This window comes from Bradyrhizobium sp. in8p8 (assembly GCF_000426845.1).
GTDB classification, from domain to species: Bacteria; Pseudomonadota; Alphaproteobacteria; order Rhizobiales; family Xanthobacteraceae; genus Bradyrhizobium; species Bradyrhizobium japonicum_C.
In genome coordinates this window covers 176616-195130 of the sequence record NZ_AUGD01000003.1, presented here as the reverse complement: position 1 = coordinate 195130, position 18515 = coordinate 176616, and the positions used below count along the sequence as shown (strand labels likewise).

Below are 18515 nucleotides of genomic sequence, written 5' to 3'. Positions count from 1 at the left end.
ACCACGACGATCGTTCCCGACGTGCGCATGGCCGGCGCAGCGCCGACCTATCCGCCGCGTGCCGCCGTCGTCAGCTGGATCTTCTTCGATTGGGCGGCGCAGCCCTATTTCACGCTGATCACGACCTTCGTGTTCGCTCCCTATTTCGCCACCAGCGTCGCGCCAAATCCGGCCACCGGCCAATCGCTGTGGGCCTTTGCAATGGCCGCGGCAGGCCTTTCGATCGCGCTGCTGTCGCCGGTGCTCGGGGCTATCGCGGATGCATCTGGCCGCAGGAAGCCATGGATCGCAGGTTTCGGCGCGGTATTGGTGGTGGCGTCCTGCACGCTATGGATCGGCAGACCCGGCGATCACGCCATCATTCCGTTGCTGCTCACCGCGGTCGCGCTCGCCAGCGTCGGAGCGGAGTTCGCCACGGTCTTCAACAATGCGATGATGCCGACCCTGGTGCCTCCGGAACGGATGGGCCGGCTCTCCGGCACCGGCTGGGCCACGGGCTACATCGGTGGCATCGTCAGTCTGATCATCGTGCTCGGCCTTTTCGCGGCCAATCCCGAGACCGGTCGCACGCTGCTCGGACTCTCGCCATTGTTCGGGCTCGATCCCGTCATGCGCCAGGGTGACCGTGCCGCCGGGCCGTTGACCGGCCTGTGGTTCATCATCTTCGTCACGCCGATGTTCCTGTTCACGCCGGATTATCCGGCGAAACGACCGCTGGGCGAAGCGCTGCGCGAAGGTCTGTCCGAGCTGAAGCAATCGATCAAGCGGCTGCCGAAGCAGAAGTCGCTCGCAGCGTTCCTGCTCGCCAACATGATCTACACCGATGGTCTGGTGTCGCTGTTCGCGTTCGGGGGCATCTATGCCGCGGGTACGTTCGGATGGCACACGATCCAGATCGGCACCTTCGGCATCATGCTCGCGATCGCCGGCGCGTTCGGCGCATGGCTCGGCGGCAAGTTGGATGATCGTCTCGGGCCGAAGCGCGTCATTGCCGGCAGTCTGCTCGTCCTGCTGCTGGCGGTGGCCGCGATCCTTCTGGTCGACAAGGAAAGTGTCCTGTTCGTCAAGGTCGCGCCGCCGCAAGCAGGCGCTCCTCTGTTCTCGAGCGCGGCCGAGCGCGCCTATCTCTTGCTGGGCTGCCTCATCGGTGCGGCTGGCGGCCCGCTCCAGGCTGCCTCGCGCACGCTGCTGATCCACCTCGCACCGAAGGATCGCATCGCGCAGTATTTCGGCCTGTTCGCGCTGACCGGAAAGGTGACGTCCTTCATCGGCCCGCTGTTGATCGGCACGATCACCGCGGTGACCGCCAGCCAGAAGGCCGGCATGGCCGTGCTGGTGGTGTTCTTCGTTGCGGGACTGGGGCTGCTGATGCGGGTGCGGAAGTAGCTGCGGGCCGCTATCAACCCCGTCGTTGCGAGCGCAACTCTCTCCACGTCATTGCGAGGAGCGCAGCGACGAAGCAATCCAGACTTCCTCTGCGGGAAAATTCCGGATTGCTTCGCTGCGCGCGCCATGACGAAGTCGGTGAGTTCGTCCTAGCTCAATGCCTGAAGTGCCGCGTCCCCGTGAACACCATGGCGATGCCGTGCTCGTCGGCGGCCTTGATCACCTCGTCGTCGCGCATCGAGCCGCCGGGCTGCACCACGGCGGTGGCGCCGGCTTCGATGCAGGCGAGCATGCCGTCGGCGAACGGGAAGAATGCGTCCGAGGCCACGACCGATCCCTTGGTGAGCGGCTCGGCGAGCTTCAGCTCGTTGGCCGCATCCTGCGCCTTGCGCGCGGCGATCCGCGCCGAGTCCACCCGGCTCATCTGGCCCGCGCCGATGCCGACGGTGGCGAGATCCTTGGCATAGATGATGGTATTGGATTTGACGTGCTTGGCCACCCGGAATGCGAATTTCAGGTCGCGCATCTCGGCCTCCGTCGGCGCACGCTTCGTCACGACCTTGAAGGTCATGTCGTCGACCACGGCGTTGTCGCGGCTCTGCACGAGGAGACCGCCAGCCACCGTCTTGGCGGTGAGGCCCGGCGCACGCGGATCGGGCAGGCTGCCGGCGAGCAACAGGCGGAGGTTCTTCTTGCCGCCGATGATGGCGATCGCCTCCTCGCTGGCATCGGGCGCGATGATGACTTCGGTGAAGATCTTGGTGATCTCGCGCGCGGTGTCGGCGTCGAGCGGACGGTTCATCGCGATGATGCCGCCGAACGCGGATGTGGAATCGCAGGCCAGCGCCCGGCGATAGGCCTCGACGAGGTTCGATCCTTCGGCGACGCCGCAGGGGTTGGCATGCTTGACGATGACGCAGGCCGCGGTGCGCTTGGCGTCGAACTCGCCGATGCATTCATAGGCCGCATCCGTGTCGTTGATGTTGTTGTAGGAAAGCTCCTTGCCCTGGAGCTGCCGTGCCGTGGAGACGCCCGGACGCTTGTCGGGCGTCGCGTAGAACGCCGCGGTCTGATGCGGGTTCTCGCCATAGCGCAGCGACTGGATCAGCCGACCGCCGAAGGCGCGGAAGTCGGGTGCATCGATCTCGAGCTGGCGGTTGAACCAGTTCGAGATTGCGGAGTCATACGCCGAGGTGCGGGCATAGGCCTTCGCGGCAAGGCGCCGGCGCAGTTTCAGCGTGGTCGCGCCCTTGTTGGCGGCGAGCTCGTCGAGCACGGACTGATAATCCTGCGCTTCGACCACCACGGCAACGTCGTCATGGTTCTTGGCGGCCGCGCGGATCATCGCGGGACCGCCGATGTCGATGTTCTCGATGCAATCCTCGAAGCCGGCGCCCTTCTCGACCGTCGCTTCGAACGGATAGAGATTGACGACCAGAAGGTCGATCGGCGCGATGCCGTGCGCCTTCATCGCCTCCGCATGCTCCTTGTTGTCGCGGATGGCGAGCAGGCCGCCGTGGACCTTGGGATGCAGCGTCTTGACGCGGCCGTCCATCATCTCGGGAAAGCCGGTGAGGTCGGAGACGTCCTTCACCTTGAGGCCGGCCGCGGCAATCGCTTTTGCAGTGCCGCCGGTCGAGACCAGCTCGACACCTTGCGCGGCAAGCGCCTTGGCGAACTCGATCAGGCCGGTCTTGTCGGAAACGGATAGCAGGGCGCGGGTGACGCGGCGGGGATGGTCAGTCATGAGCAAGATCCTCTGTTGAGGGAGTGTCTATGCCCAGGCGCGCGGCTTCTATGTCCCGCGCTTCCCGATGGTGCTCCATCCAAGGTCGCCAGTCGCGCGAGCGCGCGTTCGTTAGCAGCTTTCGCCCGTTTTCACAACGACGAGATGCGTAGAATTCTCGCGTTACAGCGGAAGTTCCGGCTCGCGGCGAGCGTTGCGGCGGGCATTGGTCACGGCCGGCGAGGCGGTGGAACGGACAAAACTCCAGCGGATCGAGGGGGCCTGGCGGGCATTCTGACGGATCACGATCTGGGCGGTCCGCCGCGGCCCATCGTTGCCGGCCAGGAATACGCTGTCCTCGAGATCGACCTTGTCGTCCAATGCTTCGAAGGTCCAGACGTCGCGGTTCGGCAGCACCAGCATGACGCCGCGCGCGTCCGACAACCGGCTCGCCTTGACCGCCGGATGCAGATGGAAGCGCAGCGCGAAATCGGCGTCCGCGCCCTTGAAGCGTCCGCCCTGCGGCGGCGACAGCGTGTCCTCGCCGTCGATGCGCGCGCCGTCATCGGCGATCATCAGCACGCGGCGATGGATCGCTCCGAACCTGGCGAGATAGCCGTCGTGTGAGGTCGTGAGCAGCGTGCCGTTCTGCACGACCTCGCGATAGCTCTCCACCTCGACCGGGCCACTGGTGACGGGCGCGCCGTGGAGCAGCCGCTTCATCGCCGACATCTCCACGAACTGACATGATGAGGTGTCGTGGTAGGTCAGCGTCGAATGCGCCGCCGTGCTGCGTGCGAAAGGCCGCCAATTGTCGCGGCCCGTGGTCGGCATGCCGCAATTGGTGACGATCCGGCTGGTGCCGGAAGACAGTTCAAACGAGAGGCAGCCGGCATGGGCGTCGTGGCTGACGCCCGCGGGCGGCGGCGGCCCAGTGTCGATGATCACCGTGGTCTGGCCGGCGTCGAGGCGCTGGAAGCCGGTATGCGGCATGTTCGCCATCGGCACGCCGTGGGTGTCGTCATAGGCGAGCAGCGTGGCGAGCAGATCCGAAGATGTCGCGCTCATGCCGTTGAACAGCGCGAAATTGCCATCGCCGTGCCGAAAGAACCGCAGCATCGGCATCATGCGGTCGATCGCATTGAGCAGCGCCGGCGGCGGCGCGATGTTGCGCGCGGCAAAGGTCTGCCGCAGCGGCAGCAGGTCGATCAAGAGTTCGATCAGCGCGCCCGGGTTGCGGGAAATGTGTCCGCCGTCGGGCAGGATCTGCCGCTGCAATTCGTCTGACAGCTTCTTCGATGCGCTGCGGATGTGACGCGTCTGGTTGGCGAGACACAGGGATGCGTAGCACAGCGCGATCAGCACCTGGAGCTTCGGCACCCCGTCCGGAATGTCGACCATGGTATAGCGCAGGAAGCGGATCTCGCGTGCCAGGGCACGCAGATAGCGGCGATAGAACTTGTTGTCGGTCTCGCTAAGCACCAAGGGCGCCTGCGACAGCAGCGAGATCACGCGTCGGGCCAGCACGTCGGCACGGCGCGCGACGGGACGGCGCTTGTTGGCGGGGTTGGCGATCCAGTCCTCGATCAACGCGCGCGCATTCGCCCGCGTCAGCGCCGTGTCGGCGGCGCGAAGATGGCGCAACCAGCCGAAGCCGAGCAGCGCAACCTCCCAATCCTCCGATGGGGGCTCGAGATCGAAGATCGAACGGCCGTGGCAATTGACGATCTTGCCGGCGAAAACGAAGCGGCCGGCGTAGATTTCGGCGGCCCGGGTCGCGTCCGCGGTGCGTAGATCGTGTGGCGCGATGATGAGGCGATCGGTGCGGCCCGGCCAGACTCGCGACACCGCAACGGAACCGCCGCTCGCGCGCGCGAGCACGTTCCGCGCGAAGCGGTTCATGACCAGCGCCGAGATATGTCTGCGTTGAGCGACCGACACGCCTTGCCTTGATGGGGAGAGGATCAGCAACGAATCCTTATTAATCCCAAAATCGGACGCCCGACACCACCTTGATTGGCGCGAATCAGGGTCGTGGTCGCAAAATCCAGTGCAAAATCAGGATTTAACGAGCCGGGCCGCGAAAAATCCGTCGAGGCCGCCGAGCTTGGGATCGGCGTTCGGCAGATGGCAGGGCAGGGTGCGAAGATCGCCGTCCCGGCTGAGGATTTCGTCGAGGCCCGCAACCTCCGACGCCTCAATCGGGACGCGCCGAAGCGCGGGCTCCGCGGCGAGCAGCGCCGCCACGGCCTGCTCGCCCTCCTCGGGCTCCAACGAGCAGGTGCAATAGACCAGCGTCCCGCCGGGCTTGAGCAGCGACAACGATTTTCTGAGCAGCCGCTGCTGGAGCGCGGCCAGGGCGGCGATATCGGATTCCTGCCGCAGCCATGCCACGTCGGGATGACGGCGGATCGTACCGGTCGAGGTGCAGGGCGCATCGATCAGAATGCCGTCGAAGGCCTCGGCCGGCCCGGCCCATTCCACGGCGTCAGCGACGACAGTCTCGGCCTGGAGCGACAGTCGCGCCAGGTTCTCGCGCAAGCGTGCCACTCGCGCCGGCGAGCGGTCGACGGCCGTGACATGCGCGCCGGCATGTGCCAGCTGCGCGGTCTTGCCGCCCGGCGCGGCGCAGAGATCGGCAATGGACTTGCCTTTCACGTCGCCGAACAGCCGGGCCGGCAGCGAGGCGGCGGCGTCCTGCACCCACCATTGTCCTTCGGCGAAGCCAGGCAGCATGGTCACCGACCCGTGCAGCAGCATGCGCACGGTTCCCGTCGGCAGTGTCTCGCCATGCAGGCGGCTCGCCCATTGTGCGGGGTCGGACTTCATCGTCAGATCGAGCGAGGGCTCGTGGCCGAGCGCGAGTGCCATCTCTCGCGCGGTCGTCTCGCCGTAATGCGCGCTCCAGCGCGCGAGCAGCCACGGCGGCAGGTCCTGCGATTGCGTCGCGACTTCATCGATCAGCGCCTTGCCCTCGCGCGCGCAGCGGCGCAGCACGGCGTTGACGAGGCCGGCATAGCGCGCGGCGCGGCGGTCGGACTGCACGAGGCGAACGGAGAGATCGACCGCGGCGTGGTCCGGCACGTCCATCCAGAGGATCTGCGCGGCGCCGATCAGAAGCGCGCTCTGCGCGCGCGGCGCATCGGAGGGAATGCCCTTGTCGAGCAGGCGTGACAGCACATGGCCGAGCGTGCCGAGCCGGCGCAGCACAGTCGCAACGAGGCGGCGCATCAGCGCGCGATCGCGATCGGGCAGCGTCTTCAATCCGGGATGGGCGCCGCTGCCGTCGAGCTGATCGTCGAGCGTACGGTGCTTGTGCAGCACGCCGTCGACGATGTCGGCGGCGATCCGCCGTGCTGCAAGACCAGGCACTTCGGATGGAGGAGCGAAACGTTGAGATGGCATGCGGAAGCAAGGTTCTGAGCGAGCGGCAGTTCCGCCGCAATGGGCGCATGCCTGGAGAGCCCGATCTCTGACACGCGAATATGCCAAATGTAAGAATCGCTTGCGGGTTTTTTCAGCCCTTGGGCCCGATTTCAGGAATGCGTTATTGGGGATCGCATTGCACCTGATCCTGCGCTAGAAAGCTGGGCGATGAGTGACCAGCCTCCCGTTCCCGATCGCAAGCCACTATCCCCGGCCGCCCAGCGCGCGCTGGCGGAAGCCGAGGCTCGTCGGCAGGCTGCGGCTGCGCTGGCCAAGGATGAGGCCAGGGCAAAGGAGTTGCAGGGGCCGAAAGGGCCCGAGCCCACACGCTATGGCGACTGGGAGCGCAAGGGCATCGCTTCCGACTTCTGAACATCTGCCGAAGAGGCAGGGCAGCGTTGGCAGGCTCGTTCCGGTCGCTACAGGTAATTGTGCTCTCGCAGGTAGCTGATGATGCGCTCGCACGCCGCCTCGCTCGACAGTTCCGACGTATCGATGGTGATCTCCGGTGCCGGCGGCGCCTCGTAGGGCTGCGCGATGCCGGTGAATGCCGGCAAGTCGCCCGCTCGTGCCTTGCGATAAAGTCCTTTCGGATCGCGGCGCTCGCATTCGGCAAGCGGAGTCGCGACATGGATCTCGATGAACTCCCCGGCCTCGAGCCGCTGGCGTGCCAGCTCTCGCTCGCTGCGGAACGGCGAGATCAGCGCGACCAGCGCGATCAAGCCGGCATCGACGAACAGCGCCGCGATCTCGGCCACGCGCCGGACGTTTTCAATCCTTTCTGCGTTCGAAAAACCGAGGTCGCGGTTGATGCCGTGGCGGAGATTGTCGCCGTCGAGCAGTGCTGCATGGCGTCCGAGCTCGGCAAGCCGTCGGTCGACGAGATCGGCGATCGTCGATTTGCCGGCACCGCTCAGCCCCGTGAACCACAGCACGCAGGGCCGTTGCTGCTTCAGCCGCGCCCTCACCGATTTGTCGACGGCACGCTGCTGCCAATGAATGTTGGTGGCGCGGCGAAGCGAAACGTCGATCATTCCTGCCGCGGCCGTGCGATGGCTGATAGGATCGATCAGAATGAAGCTGCCGATGTCACGGTCATCGCGATAGGACTCGAACACCAGGGGACGATCGAGATCGATATGAACGTAGCCTATCTCGTTGACATCGAGCCTGGTGGCGCCTTCCTTCGCCATGGTGTCGATGGCGATCCGGTGCTTCAGCGTCGTGATCACGGCGCCGGTCGAGGCGGTGCCGCATTTTAGCAAATAGCGCCGGCCCGCCACCATGGGTTCCTCGTCGAACCAGACGAGATGCGCCGCGAGCTGATCCGAGACCGGCGCGGCAGATCCGCCGGTCAGCACGTCGCCGCGGCTGACGTCGATCTCGTCGACCAGCGTAAGCGTGATGGATTCGCCTGCCCCTGCGCAATTGCATTCGCCGGCGGGCGTTAGAATGCGTGCGACGTGGGTCTGGTGTCCCGATGGTTGCGCGCGTACCGCGTCTCCGACTGCGATCGTTCCGCTCGCGATGCGTCCGCAGAAGCCGCGAAACTCAGCGTTCGGCCGGTTGACCCATTGCACCGGCAACCGGAACGGCCGCTGCGAGACGTCGCCGGCCACGTCCACGGCTTCCAGATAGGCGGTAACGGTCGGCCCCGTGTACCAGGGCATCCGCGCGCTCGCGGCAACGATGTTGTCGCCATCGGGTGCCACGACGGGGATGCACTGGACCTCGGAGATCCCGAGCTGCCCGGCGAGCGTCAGGTATTCGGCGGCGATGGCCGAGAAGCGGTCGCCGTCGAATCCGATCAGGTCCATCTTGTTCACGGCGAGCACGACGCGACGGATGCCCAGGAGCGACAGGATGTGGCTATGGCGCCGCGTCTGCGTGATCACGCCCCTGCGCGCGTCGACCAGCACCACGGCTAGATCGGCGTTAGAGGCGCCGGTCGCCATGTTGCGCGTGTATTGCGCATGCCCCGGCGTATCAGCGACGATGAAGCGGCGTAGCCGCGTGGCGAAGAACCGGTACGCGACGTCGATGGTGATGCCCTGCTCGCGCTCGGCCTGCAATCCGTCGACCAGCAGCGCGAAATCGAGATCGCCCCCGGTGGTGCCGGCGGTCTTGCTCTCGGAGGCGAGCGCGTCGAGCTGGTCGTCGAGCAGCGTCTTCGAATCGTAGAGCAGGCGACCGACCAGCGTGCTCTTGCCGTCGTCGACACTGCCGCAGGTAACGAAGCGCAGCGTCGGCCGATCGTCCTGCCCGAGCCGCGGCGCATCGGTCACAGCGATCGTCGGTGCCTCGTGATAGGACATCAGAAATAGCCTTCCGCCTTCTTGCGCTCCATCGATGCAGGACTGTCCCGGTCGATCACGCGCCCCTGTCGTTCGGAGCTGCGCGACGCCATCATTTCCCGCACGATCGCTGGCAGGGTTGCCGCCGTCGAACTCGTCGCGCCGGTGAGAGGATAGCAACCCAGGGTGCGGAACCTGACGGATCGCCATTGCGGTTCTTCGCCGGGCCGCATCGGCATCCGGGCATCGTCCACCATGATCAGCGCGCCGTCGCGCTCGACTACGGGCCGCGAAGCGGCGAGATAGAGCGGTACGATCGGGATGTCCTCGAGCAGGATGTAGTCCCAGACGTCGAGCTCGGTCCAGTTCGATAGCGGAAACACCCGCATGCTCTCGCCGGGCGCGAGCACCGTGTTGTACAGGCCCCAGAGCTCTGGACGCTGGTTCTTCGGATCCCAGCGATGTGCCGCGCTCCGGTGCGAGAACACGCGCTCCTTGGCGCGCGACTTCTCCTCGTCGCGCCGCGCCCCTCCGATCGCCGCGTCGAAGCCGTGGAGGTCCAGCGCCTGTCGCAGAGCCTGCGTCTTCATCACGTCGGTGTAGCGGGCCGAGCCGTGGGTGAAGGGGTCGATGCCCTGGCTCAATCCGTCGTTGTTGGTGTGGATGATGAGGTCGAGGCCGAGTTCGCGTGCGCGGCGGTCGCGAAACGCGATCATCTCGCGAAACTTCCAGGTCGTATCGACGTGCAGCAGCGGAAACGGCGGCTTTCCAGGATGAAACGCCTTCATCGCCAGATGCAGCAGCACCGAAGAGTCTTTCCCGACGGAATACAGCATGACGGGTTTGCGGAACTCGGCTGCCGTCTCCCGCAGGATGTGGATGCTTTCAGCCTCCAGGCGTCGAAGATGGCTGGCGGCGTGAAGCTGTTTGCCGCCGGCGCGTCCAGGGAGGGCGGATTCGGCGGTCCTGGGAATGTCCAGCATGCTGATCACGCGGCCGCAGCAAACCAGTCGCCGAACAGGCGTGCCGACGTTGCGGCGCTCAGGCCGAGATCGCGAACGCAGGCTGCAACCGAGGCGCGGTAGGCATCGTTGACCCCGCAACGCTCCAGAACCGCGAGCTGGGCTTCGCCCAGCGAGGCCGTGGTCCGGCGCTGGTATCGATAGGCGCTATCGGAGGTGTGCAGATTGGGCACCTTGTAGATGGTCGCCTCGCTCGGGAAGATGACGCGTGCATTGCTTGCTGACGCGTCTCCCGGCTCCCGCCATGACGTCACGGCACTCTCCGTGAAGCTGCTCGAAAGGCCGAGGCGGTCGAACAAGACCCGGATCGACGCCAGCGCTTCCTTGCTGACCTCGTAGACATAATGAGTGACGGGAATGCCCTGTCGCTGGGCGTAGATCGCGACACGGGACGCGCTGAGAGCGGCGACGACATAGTGCCGCAGCAAGGTATCTGCAGGCGCGCGCGAGATCAGCTTGTCGAGCCACGACGCCAGCGAGCTCGCCGGCTCGCGATCGAGCATGATGAGATGCAGCCGGTGACGCGGATAGCCGGCCTCGACCAGGAGCTGCAGTGGATTGAACAGGCTCTCGGCAAGCACGTAGGGCCCGATCGTTTCCTTGCTGAAGATGTGCGGCTCGTCCTTCGCCGAGGGCACGATCCAGGGCGTCAGCGGGCGGTCGACGAGCGCGTCGCGCAAGATCGCCTTCAGCGGTTGATAATATGAGGGCATCCCCGTCATGCCGAAGAGATTGCTCAGAGCCGTCGAGCCGACCCGAGCCTTGCCGCATGCAAAGTAAAGTATCGGAAAGTCTTCCGCCGGGCGATCCCGGAAGTTCTGCGCAAGGCATTCGGTGACCTCACGCGTCAAGGTCTCGAGCGTGACGGTCCTGGTCTGGAACTCGCCTACGGGCGAAAGCGGCAAGCTGTCGAGGGCGCTGGGCTGTTGTCGAAGCAGATCGGCGATTCGTTCGCACGAATCGGGGGAAGTCCCGTCAATATTCATGTGGGGAGCTCACTGCAGCATCTTCAGCAAGCAAAGTTGCTTGCTCGATCATATGCAGCTTAGAGTTGTCAATCGGGGCGGTCAAACCCGGGAAACTCCGGGGTACCGTGCACATCGGCGAGCGCTGCGAGCACTCGCCGACGTGGTCGTGGGATCAAGCCGCGCGCACCGTGTTGAGGAACTTCTCGACCTCCACCTTCAGGAGGCTGCTCTCGCTCGATAGCGACCGCGCCGATGCGAGGACTTGTCCCGACGCCGCGCCGGTGGCGCTCGCACCTTGACTGACATGCGAGATCTTGTCCGCGACTTCCACGGTACCCTTGGCGGCTTCGCTGACGTTACGCGCAATCTCGGCCGTCGCGGCACCCTGCTGTTCGATGGTGGCTGCGATGGTCGTCGAGATGTCCGAGATGCGGGCGATGGTCGCGCCGATCTCCTTGATCGCGCCGACGGAGTCCTCCGTCGCCGATTGCATCCCCGCGATCTGAGCGCTGATCTCCTCAGTCGCTCGCGCGGTCTGCGCGGCCAGCGCCTTGACTTCGCTCGCAACAACGGCAAAGCCGCGGCCCGATTCGCCGGCGCGCGCCGCCTCGATCGTTGCGTTCAGCGCCAGGAGGTTGGTCTGCTCGGCTATCGCGGTGATCAATTTGACGACGTCGCCAATTCGGCCTGCCGCCTTGAGCAATTCGTTGATCCGCATGTCGGTTCGCTCGGCCTGCTTGACTGCATCGCTGGCGATACGGCTGGAATCATGCACCTGGCGGCCGATCTCGACGACCGATGTGCTCATCTCCTCGGCGGCGGACGCCACGGCTCCGACGTTGGTAGATGCTTCCTCCGAGGCAGCCGCGACCATTCCCGAGAGCTGCTGGGTCTGTTCCGCCGTCTCGGACAATGTGCCGGCCGCGGCCTCGAGTTGTTGCGAAGCTGCGGATACAGAGGCGATGATGCCGCCGACTGCAGCCTCGAACGCGCCGGCGAGCCGGGTCATCTCTTCCTTGCGCTGAGCGGCCGCAGCGGTTTGCTGTTCCTTCTGCTCCGCTTCCATCTGCTCGATGCGGATCAGATTCTCCTTGAAGGTCTGAGCTGCGCGGGCGTTGTCGCCGACTTCGTCGCCGCGGCCGGTGTAGGGAATCTCGACCGCCTTGTTGCCGCGGGCGAGATCCAGGAGCACGTCGCCGATGCGCCGGATCGGCCGGGCGATGCTCAACACGGAAAAGACCGCGGAGCCGATCAACGTCAGGACGACGAACATGCCGACGATCAATGCGAAATTGGCGACGCGATCCAGTTCGGCCAGCATCTCGCCCTTGCGGCGCGCGGCGAATTCGTTGGCAACGCCGACCAGGTCGTCGATGCGCTTGCTGACCTCCAGGGCTGCTGGACGCATGCGCTCTGCAAGGATGCTGGCCTTGGCCGATTCCGCAGCAATCCTGGCGCCTCCGGCAGCGGCGCCGATGATGGCCTTTTGCGCTGCCGCCAGTTCGATGCCGCTGGCCAGATATGCATCGACGAACTTCCTTGTCTCACGGTAGGCGTCTTGAGTGACTTTCCGCGTTGCCCGCTCCGTCGCGGCATCGATTTCCGTGCCGGCTTCACCGGCCCGGGCGCGGAGAATCTCGAGGAGCCTGTCGACCTCTCCGCCTGAGGGCGCCGCGCCGATTTCGAGAGCTGCGATCTGTGCCCGCGCCATCGCCGTCTGGGCCGCCTGGGCATTACCCTTGTTGAGATAGTTGATCGTGACCAGACGATTGGATTCGGCAATCGATCGGTTGCCGAGCATCTGGTTCGTCAGCATACCGCCGACGAGCACGACGCTTATACCCGTCACGATGCCGAGCTTGGTTCCAATGCGAAACCTGAATGATCCCACCGCCGCCTCCTTGGACTGTGACCGCACCTCAAAGGTCTTCGCAACCAAAGATTGAGATTTGGAAAACATTCAATGGTGACCGTAGAAGTACGGCCGGATCACGAATGTCACGTGACGATATCGACCCGTACAACTACAGGGAGTATCTGCCGGAGAGCGCTTGGAACGCCGTCTTGAGTGACGTAATCGGAGTTGCAGTTTGGATGAGACACGCTTGCGGGATTGGCCGACTCAGCTCTAGCGTGAAACAATGCGTTCTCGCGCCCGGATCAATGCTCGTCAATCGTCGTTCAGCGGCTCCCCGTTCGGCCGCCGCTTCTCGGGCCTCATACCGTGGATGTTCGTGGTCGGCGTGGTGGCGGCGATCGTGCTCACCTTTCGTGACGGAACAGGCTGGCTCCTGCCGCATGCGGCAGACGACCGGGCCCAGGACGCCGAGATCATCCTGCAGCAGATCGGCAATCCGGATCTCCTCCGCCCGGTCGACGTCATCCGCACCATTGACGGCGACACCTTTCTAGCTCGTATTCGTCAGCGCGAGGGGCGCGACCCCGTCGTTCGCATTCGGCTGCGGGGCATCGATGCACCTGAGCTGAAGGCGTCCTGCCAGCAGGAGCTGGACAAGGCCGAAGCTGCGGCCCGCGCATTGCGCGATCTGCTCGGCCAGGGCGGCGTGACCATCGCCAATCTCGGCCCGGACAAATACGGCCGGGTTCTGGCCGACGTGGCGACCCGACAGACTGCGAGTGTTGCGGCGGCGTTGCTCTCCGGCGGCTTTGTGCGCAGCTACAATGGAGGCCATCGCGACGGCTGGTGCGCTCGCGGCTGGCGCTTCTGGCAATAAAAAAGCCGCGTCGCAAGACGCGGCTGCTTGTCTCGGCGGATGCGGGCGGTCAGCGCGTCACGACCACCGTCGTGCCGACGGAAACGCGACCATAGAGATCCGTGATGTCGTCGTTGAGCATGCGGATGCAGCCATAAGAGACGAAGCCGCCGATCGAGCCCGGCACGTTCGTGCCGTGGATCGCATATTCGCCGCCGGCGAGCGTCATCGCCGCAACGCCCATCGGGTTGCGCGGCGAGCCGCCCGGAATGACGTCGGGGATGTTCGGCTTGTCGCGCTTCACCTCGGCGGGTGGCGCCCAGGCGGGGTTGCGATACTTGCCGTCGATCTTCGTCGTGCCGGCCCATTGCTTGCCGGCCTTGCCGACGCCGACCGGATAGCGGACGGCGTGGCCGTTATCGAGGATGAGATACAGCCGCCGCTCGCTGGTCCTGACCACGATCGTGCCGGGCGAATAGTCGGGCAGGTGTGCACCCACCAGCTCCGGCCGCGCCTCGGCCGCCGTCGACATCATGACTCCAACCCCGATGGTGGCGGCCAGCGCCACCGCAATCCTCATCGACATCGATGCTTCCCCTCGCCCTGAAACGGATCGTCCAGAATGACGCAGAACCCGGCAATTGCAGCGCCAAGCCCTCGGTGAGTCATTCTTAACCGCGCCCATTAACTGGAGAGTTTCCACGCGCGGCCGCCGAAAGCCAGCCAGCAGCGGGAACAAAGGAAATGTTCGAAACAAAGTAAATGACCTGAAAACAACACTCGACGGGAAAGATGCGGGGCGCACTGACGCGAGCGCGAGAGCTGTGAACGGGCGTTGTTCCGGGCGGCTGACAGCATGGGCCGGAACTCGAGACTTCCGGGTCGGTCCTGCGGACCGACCCGGAATGACGATGTCCTGGAGCCTACGCCGACTTCCGGTTCTGCCGGTTCTTGACGAGATCGTCGACCACGGTGGGATCTGCGAGCGTCGACGTGTCGCCGAGGCTGCCCGGCTCGTCTTCGGCAATCTTGCGCAGGATGCGGCGCATGATCTTGCCGGAGCGGGTCTTGGGCAGGCCCGGCGCGAACTGGATCTGGTCGGGCGAAGCGATCGGGCCGATCTCCTTGCGCACCCAGGTCACGAGCTCCTTGCGCAGATCCTCTGTCGGCTGGACGCCGGCCATCAGGGTGACATAGGCGTAGATGCCCTGGCCCTTGATGTCGTGGGGGAAGCCGACCACGGCCGCTTCCGACACCTTCTCGTGTGCCACCAGCGCGCTCTCGACCTCTGCGGTGCCCATGCGATGGCCGGAGACGTTGATGACGTCGTCGACGCGGCCGGTGATCCAATAATACCCGTCCGCATCGCGGCGGCAGCCGTCGCCGGTGAAGTACTTGCCCTTGTAGGTCGAGAAATAGGTCTGCTCGAAGCGGGCGTGGTCGCCATAGACCGTGCGCATCTGGCCCGGCCACGACCGCGCCAGGCAGAGATTGCCGGTGGTCTCGCCTTCCAGCACCTTGCCGTCGGCATCGACGATCTCCGGCACCACGCCGAAGAACGGCTGTGTCGCCGAGCCCGGCTTCAGCTTGGTCGCGCCCGGCAGCGGCGTGATCAAAATGCCGCCGGTCTCGGTCTGCCACCAGGTATCGACGATCGGGCAGCGACCGTCGCCGACGACGCGGTGATACCATTCCCAGGCTTCCGGATTGATGGGTTCGCCGACCGAGCCGAGCAGACGCAGGCTCGCGCGCGAGGTCTTCTTCACCGGCTCGTCGCCGCCTTGCATCAGCGCGCGGATCGCGGTCGGCGCGGTGTAGAAGATGTTGACCTTGTGCTTGTCGATGACGTTCCAGAACCGCGAGTTGTCCGGATAGTTCGGCACGCCCTCGAACATCAGCGTGGTCGCGCCGTTCGCCAGCGGTCCGTACAGGATATAGCTGTGGCCGGTGACCCAGCCGACGTCGGCAGTGCACCAGTAGATGTCGCCGTCGTGATAATCGAAGACGTATTGATGCGTCATCGAGGCGAACACGAGATAGCCGCCCGAGGTGTGCAGCACGCCCTTGGGCTGGCCGGTCGAGCCCGAGGTGTAGAGGATGAACAGCGGATCCTCGGCGTGCATGTGCTCGACCGGGCATTCGGTCGTCACCATCGCCGCGGCTTCGTGGTACCAGAGGTCGCGCGTCGGGTTCATGTCGACCTTGCCGCCGGTGCGCTTGACGACAACGACCCAGTCGACGCCATCGGCCTTGGCGAGCGCCGCGTCGACATTGGCCTTCAGCGGCACTTTCTTTCCGCCGCGCAGGCCTTCGTCCGCGGTGATGATCACCTTGGATTGGCAGTCGTTGATGCGCTGGGCAAGACTGTCCGGCGAGAAGCCCGCGAACACCACGGAATGGATCGCGCCAATGCGTGCGCAGGCGAGCATCGCATAGGCGGCTTCCGGAATCATCGGCAGGTAGATGGTGACGCGGTCGCCCTTCCCGACGTTGCGGGTGCGCAGGATGTTGGCCATCCGGCAGACCTCGTCGTGCAGCTCCTGATAGGTGATGTGCCTGGACTGCGAGGGATCGTCGCCTTCCCAGATGATCGCGGTCTGATTGCCGCGCGTGCGAAGATGGCGGTCGATGCAATTGTGAGCGACATTGAGGACGCCGTCCTCGAACCATTTGATCGAGATGTTGCCGGGCGCGAACGAGACGTTCTCGATTTTCGTCGGCGCCTTCATCCAGTCGATGCGCTCGGCCTGCTCCGCCCAGAAACCGTTCGGGTCCGAGATCGAGCGAGCGTACATCTCCTTGTACTTGGCCTGGTCGACCCAGGCGCGCTTCGCCCACTCCGCGGGGACGTCGTAGATCTTCTCGGACATGCTTCCCTCCACATGCGGCAGGCCGAACGCCAGCGAACGGCGGGCCGACCGGTCATTGACTGATTATGCGTCGGGCTAACCGGACCCGACAAGGAGCACAAGCTGGACCTTCGGCGGGTCGCCGGCCATGCGGAGGATCAAGCTGCGCGGGCCGGCTGTCGCAAATCTGAAACAGGCGAGGACGGGCTTTCGGCCTCTTAACCCCGACCTTCAGAACAGGCCAATGCGGGGCGCCCATGCGACGTCGATGGTATCTGGGAACCGTCTGTCACTGATTCGGGACTCGCAATAGGGTTCGGAACACCCTAAATGGCCAATCCGGGTCCAACGAGGCCCCAAGGAACAAAACTCAGAACAGCGGCATTGAACGGTAACAGACAGGGTCAAGGCATAACACTATGATGGATCAGCAGAATCTCGGGACGATGCGGCCCGCTTCAGCCGATCCTGCGGCAGTCGCCCTCGCCAAAGCCCTGGGACAATGGCCGAAACCGACTGGCTTCAGGCGCCCCAGCCCCAAAAAGACCTTCGACACGGCCCCCGTGACGGTCGAAGCGCTCGCCAAGGAGCTCGGTCTGCGGCTCGGCGACCAGAACGAGCTGACCATCCGCCGTATCAAGCGCGGCAAGGGCTACTCCTTCGTGCGTCCGAATGGCGCGCATATCCGCGATGCCCGCACCATCCGCCGACTGCACTCCATGGCAGTGCCGCCGGCCTACCGCGAGGTACGCTACTCGGCCGATCCCAACTCGCACCTGCAGGCCGTCGGCCGCGATGCCGCGGGCCGGCTGCAATATCGCTATCACGCCGACTGGGAGAAGGTCCGCGAGCAACGCAAGGCGCATCGCCTAGCCAAGCTGGTCGGCGCGCTGCCGAAAATCCGGCGCAAGGTCTCGGCGTTCCTGTCTGGTGACGAGCCGACGCGCGAATTCGCGCTCTCGGCCGTGATCGAGCTGATCGCGCGCACCGCGATCCGTCCCGGCAATGAATCCTATGCCCGCCTCAATGGCACCCGCGGCGCCACCACGCTGCTCAAGTCCAACGTCACACTGGAAGACGATTGCTTCGTGCTGACCTTCAAGGCCAAGGGCGGCAAGGCGGTGCGCAAGGAGTGCGATGCGGCCAAGCTGGTGCGCGCCATCGGCATTCTGCAGGGCGTTCCCGGCAAGCGCATGTTCCAGTATCGCGACGCCTACGGCATCGTGCGCGCCGTCAACACGACGCAGGTGAATGCGTTCTTGCGCGAGATCGCCGGCATCAAGATCTCGCTGAAGGATTTCCGCACGCTGATGGCCTCTGCCGTCGTCGTGGAATCGCTGTCGCGAATCACGCCGGCCACCAGCCAGCGCGGCCGCAAGAAGCAGGTGCTGGACGCGATCCGTGCCGCGGCCGACCAGCTTTCCAACACGCCGGCGATCTGCCGCAGGAGCTACGTGCACGACACCATCGTCACCGCGTTCGAGGACGGCATCCTCGAGCGCTTCGCTGCGACCATGAAGGGCCAGCGCTCCCAGGCAAGGCGCGAGCAGCTTCTGGCCCAGGTGGTGGCGACTGCGGCGGTCTGACGGACGTTCGCGTGTCGCAGCCCGCATGAGCGTAGCGATCTGCGGGAAGCGATCCTGGATGTCGCTTCCGTCTTCACGGTGCGAGCGACGCAGGACAAGTCGCTCATCCGGACTGCGCACGGGGTGATCTACATCCCGCCCATCTTGCAGACGAGCTTCCACTCATCTGCCGTCACCGGCTGCACCGACAGGCGCGAATACTTCACCAGCGCCATGTCCGCGAGCTTCTTCTCGGCCTTGATCGCCGCCATCGTCACCGGTGTCTTCAAGGGCTTGTCGGCCTTGATGTCGACGCAGACGAACTTGCCGGTCTTGTCGGTCGGGTCGGGATAGGCTTCCTTGATGATCTCGGCGATGCCGACGATCTCCTTGCCCTCGTTGGAATGATAATAGAACGCCTTGTCGCCCTTCTTCATGGCGACGAGGTTCTGGCGCGCGGTGTAATTGCGTACGCCGGTCCAGGCCTCGCCCTTGGCGCCCTTCGCCACCTGCTGGTCCCACGACCACACCGACGGTTCGGATTTCACCAGCCAGTACGCCATGC

General features: G+C 65.0%; 14 protein-coding genes and 1 riboswitch. Of the genes, 4 read left to right on the top strand and 10 right to left on the bottom strand.

Translation table 11 applies throughout. The features are described 5' to 3' along the window. The first annotated feature begins 27 nt into the window (after positions 1–27). Positions 28–1386, top strand: a complete 1359-nt coding sequence (locus K408_RS0111015; protein WP_028145865.1) for an MFS transporter — start codon at positions 28–30, stop codon at positions 1384–1386. 154 nt (positions 1387–1540) lie between these two features. Here K408_RS0111015 and purH read toward each other — a convergent pair whose 3' ends face one another. From purH to K408_RS0111000, 3 genes are all read right to left on the bottom strand, one after another. Beyond that, a complete protein-coding gene (gene purH, locus K408_RS0111010; protein WP_024338738.1) occupies positions 1541–3133 on the bottom strand; it encodes a bifunctional phosphoribosylaminoimidazolecarboxamide formyltransferase/IMP cyclohydrolase in 1593 nt (530 codons plus the stop codon). A 24-nt stretch (positions 3134–3157) separates the two neighbouring features. Beyond that, a riboswitch (ZMP/ZTP riboswitch) is annotated at positions 3158–3239 on the bottom strand. A gap of 56 nt (positions 3240–3295) precedes the next feature. After that, entirely contained in the window at positions 3296–5014 is a 1719-nt protein-coding gene (locus K408_RS0111005; protein ID WP_024338739.1) for a heparinase II/III family protein, read from the bottom strand. A 156-nt stretch (positions 5015–5170) separates the two neighbouring features. Next, positions 5171–6517: an RsmB/NOP family class I SAM-dependent RNA methyltransferase gene (locus K408_RS0111000; protein ID WP_024338740.1), complete on the bottom strand. Its 1347-nt coding sequence runs from the start codon at positions 6515–6517 to the stop codon at positions 5171–5173. 189 nt (positions 6518–6706) lie between these two features. Between K408_RS0111000 and K408_RS0110995 the strand changes: the two genes are divergently transcribed. Next, a complete protein-coding gene (locus tag K408_RS0110995) occupies positions 6707–6910 on the top strand; it encodes a DUF1674 domain-containing protein (protein ID WP_024338741.1) in 204 nt (67 codons plus the stop codon). Positions 6911–6957: 47 nt separating this feature from the next. On the opposite strand, the gene cysN is transcribed toward K408_RS0110995, so the two are convergent. From cysN to K408_RS0110975, 4 genes are all read right to left on the bottom strand, one after another. Beyond that, positions 6958–8853 (bottom strand): sulfate adenylyltransferase subunit CysN, encoded by a 1896-nt coding sequence (gene cysN, locus K408_RS0110990; RefSeq protein ID WP_024338742.1) that lies wholly within the window; start codon positions 8851–8853, stop codon positions 6958–6960. Then, positions 8853–9815, bottom strand: coding sequence for a sulfate adenylyltransferase subunit CysD (gene cysD, locus K408_RS0110985; RefSeq protein ID WP_028145864.1), 963 nt, complete (start codon positions 9813–9815; stop codon positions 8853–8855). The genes cysN and cysD overlap by 1 nt, the downstream gene beginning before the upstream one ends. A gap of 5 nt (positions 9816–9820) precedes the next feature. Further along, entirely contained in the window at positions 9821–10840 is a 1020-nt protein-coding gene (locus K408_RS0110980) for a sulfotransferase family protein (protein ID WP_024338744.1), read from the bottom strand. 154 nt (positions 10841–10994) lie between these two features. Further along, complete coding sequence (locus tag K408_RS0110975) at positions 10995–12713, bottom strand: methyl-accepting chemotaxis protein (protein WP_028145863.1); 1719 nt, start codon at positions 12711–12713, stop codon at positions 10995–10997. 250 nt (positions 12714–12963) lie between these two features. Here K408_RS0110975 and K408_RS0110970 point away from each other — a divergent pair, with 250 nt between their 5' ends. Further along, positions 12964–13557, top strand: a complete 594-nt coding sequence (locus K408_RS0110970) for a thermonuclease family protein (protein ID WP_024338746.1) — start codon at positions 12964–12966, stop codon at positions 13555–13557. A 49-nt stretch (positions 13558–13606) separates the two neighbouring features. Here K408_RS0110970 and K408_RS0110965 read toward each other — a convergent pair whose 3' ends face one another. Continuing rightward, the gene (locus K408_RS0110965) at positions 13607–14122 is read right to left on the bottom strand and encodes a L,D-transpeptidase (protein WP_024338747.1); all 516 of its coding nucleotides are present in this window, start codon (positions 14120–14122) and stop codon (positions 13607–13609) included. A 337-nt stretch (positions 14123–14459) separates the two neighbouring features. Next, positions 14460–16406 (bottom strand): acetate--CoA ligase, encoded by a 1947-nt coding sequence (acs, locus tag K408_RS0110960; protein WP_024338748.1) that lies wholly within the window; start codon positions 16404–16406, stop codon positions 14460–14462. A gap of 398 nt (positions 16407–16804) precedes the next feature. Here acs and K408_RS0110955 point away from each other — a divergent pair, with 398 nt between their 5' ends. Next, positions 16805–17971: a DNA topoisomerase IB gene (locus K408_RS0110955; protein WP_024338749.1), complete on the top strand. Its 1167-nt coding sequence runs from the start codon at positions 16805–16807 to the stop codon at positions 17969–17971. Between the two features lie 128 nt (positions 17972–18099). On the opposite strand, the gene K408_RS0110950 is transcribed toward K408_RS0110955, so the two are convergent. Then, positions 18100–18513: an EVE domain-containing protein gene (locus tag K408_RS0110950; RefSeq protein ID WP_024338750.1), complete on the bottom strand. Its 414-nt coding sequence runs from the start codon at positions 18511–18513 to the stop codon at positions 18100–18102. Between the last annotated feature and the right edge of the window lie 2 nt (positions 18514–18515).

What these genes read in the sequence shown, in the direction of transcription:
- K408_RS0110965 (WP_024338747.1), bottom strand. Translation starts at nt 14,122, where the DNA reads ATGTCGATGAGGATTGCGGTGGCGCTGGCCGCCACCATCGGGGTTGGA.
- acs (WP_024338748.1), bottom strand. Translation starts at nt 16,406, where the DNA reads ATGTCCGAGAAGATCTACGACGTCCCCGCGGAGTGGGCGAAGCGCGCC.
- purH (WP_024338738.1), bottom strand. Translation starts at nt 3,133, where the DNA reads ATGACTGACCATCCCCGCCGCGTCACCCGCGCCCTGCTATCCGTTTCC.
- K408_RS0111000 (WP_024338740.1), bottom strand. Translation starts at nt 6,517, where the DNA reads ATGCCATCTCAACGTTTCGCTCCTCCATCCGAAGTGCCTGGTCTTGCA.
- cysD (WP_028145864.1), bottom strand. Translation starts at nt 9,815, where the DNA reads ATGCTGGACATTCCCAGGACCGCCGAATCCGCCCTCCCTGGACGCGCC.
- cysN (WP_024338742.1), bottom strand. Translation starts at nt 8,853, where the DNA reads ATGTCCTATCACGAGGCACCGACGATCGCTGTGACCGATGCGCCGCGG.
- K408_RS0110980 (WP_024338744.1), bottom strand. Translation starts at nt 10,840, where the DNA reads ATGAATATTGACGGGACTTCCCCCGATTCGTGCGAACGAATCGCCGAT.
- K408_RS0110950 (WP_024338750.1), bottom strand. Translation starts at nt 18,513, where the DNA reads ATGGCGTACTGGCTGGTGAAATCCGAACCGTCGGTGTGGTCGTGGGAC.
- K408_RS0110995 (WP_024338741.1), top strand. Translation starts at nt 6,707, where the DNA reads ATGAGTGACCAGCCTCCCGTTCCCGATCGCAAGCCACTATCCCCGGCC.
- K408_RS0110955 (WP_024338749.1), top strand. Translation starts at nt 16,805, where the DNA reads ATGATGGATCAGCAGAATCTCGGGACGATGCGGCCCGCTTCAGCCGAT.
- K408_RS0111015 (WP_028145865.1), top strand. Translation starts at nt 28, where the DNA reads ATGGCCGGCGCAGCGCCGACCTATCCGCCGCGTGCCGCCGTCGTCAGC.
- K408_RS0110970 (WP_024338746.1), top strand. Translation starts at nt 12,964, where the DNA reads ATGCGTTCTCGCGCCCGGATCAATGCTCGTCAATCGTCGTTCAGCGGC.
- K408_RS0111005 (WP_024338739.1), bottom strand. Translation starts at nt 5,014, where the DNA reads ATGAACCGCTTCGCGCGGAACGTGCTCGCGCGCGCGAGCGGCGGTTCC.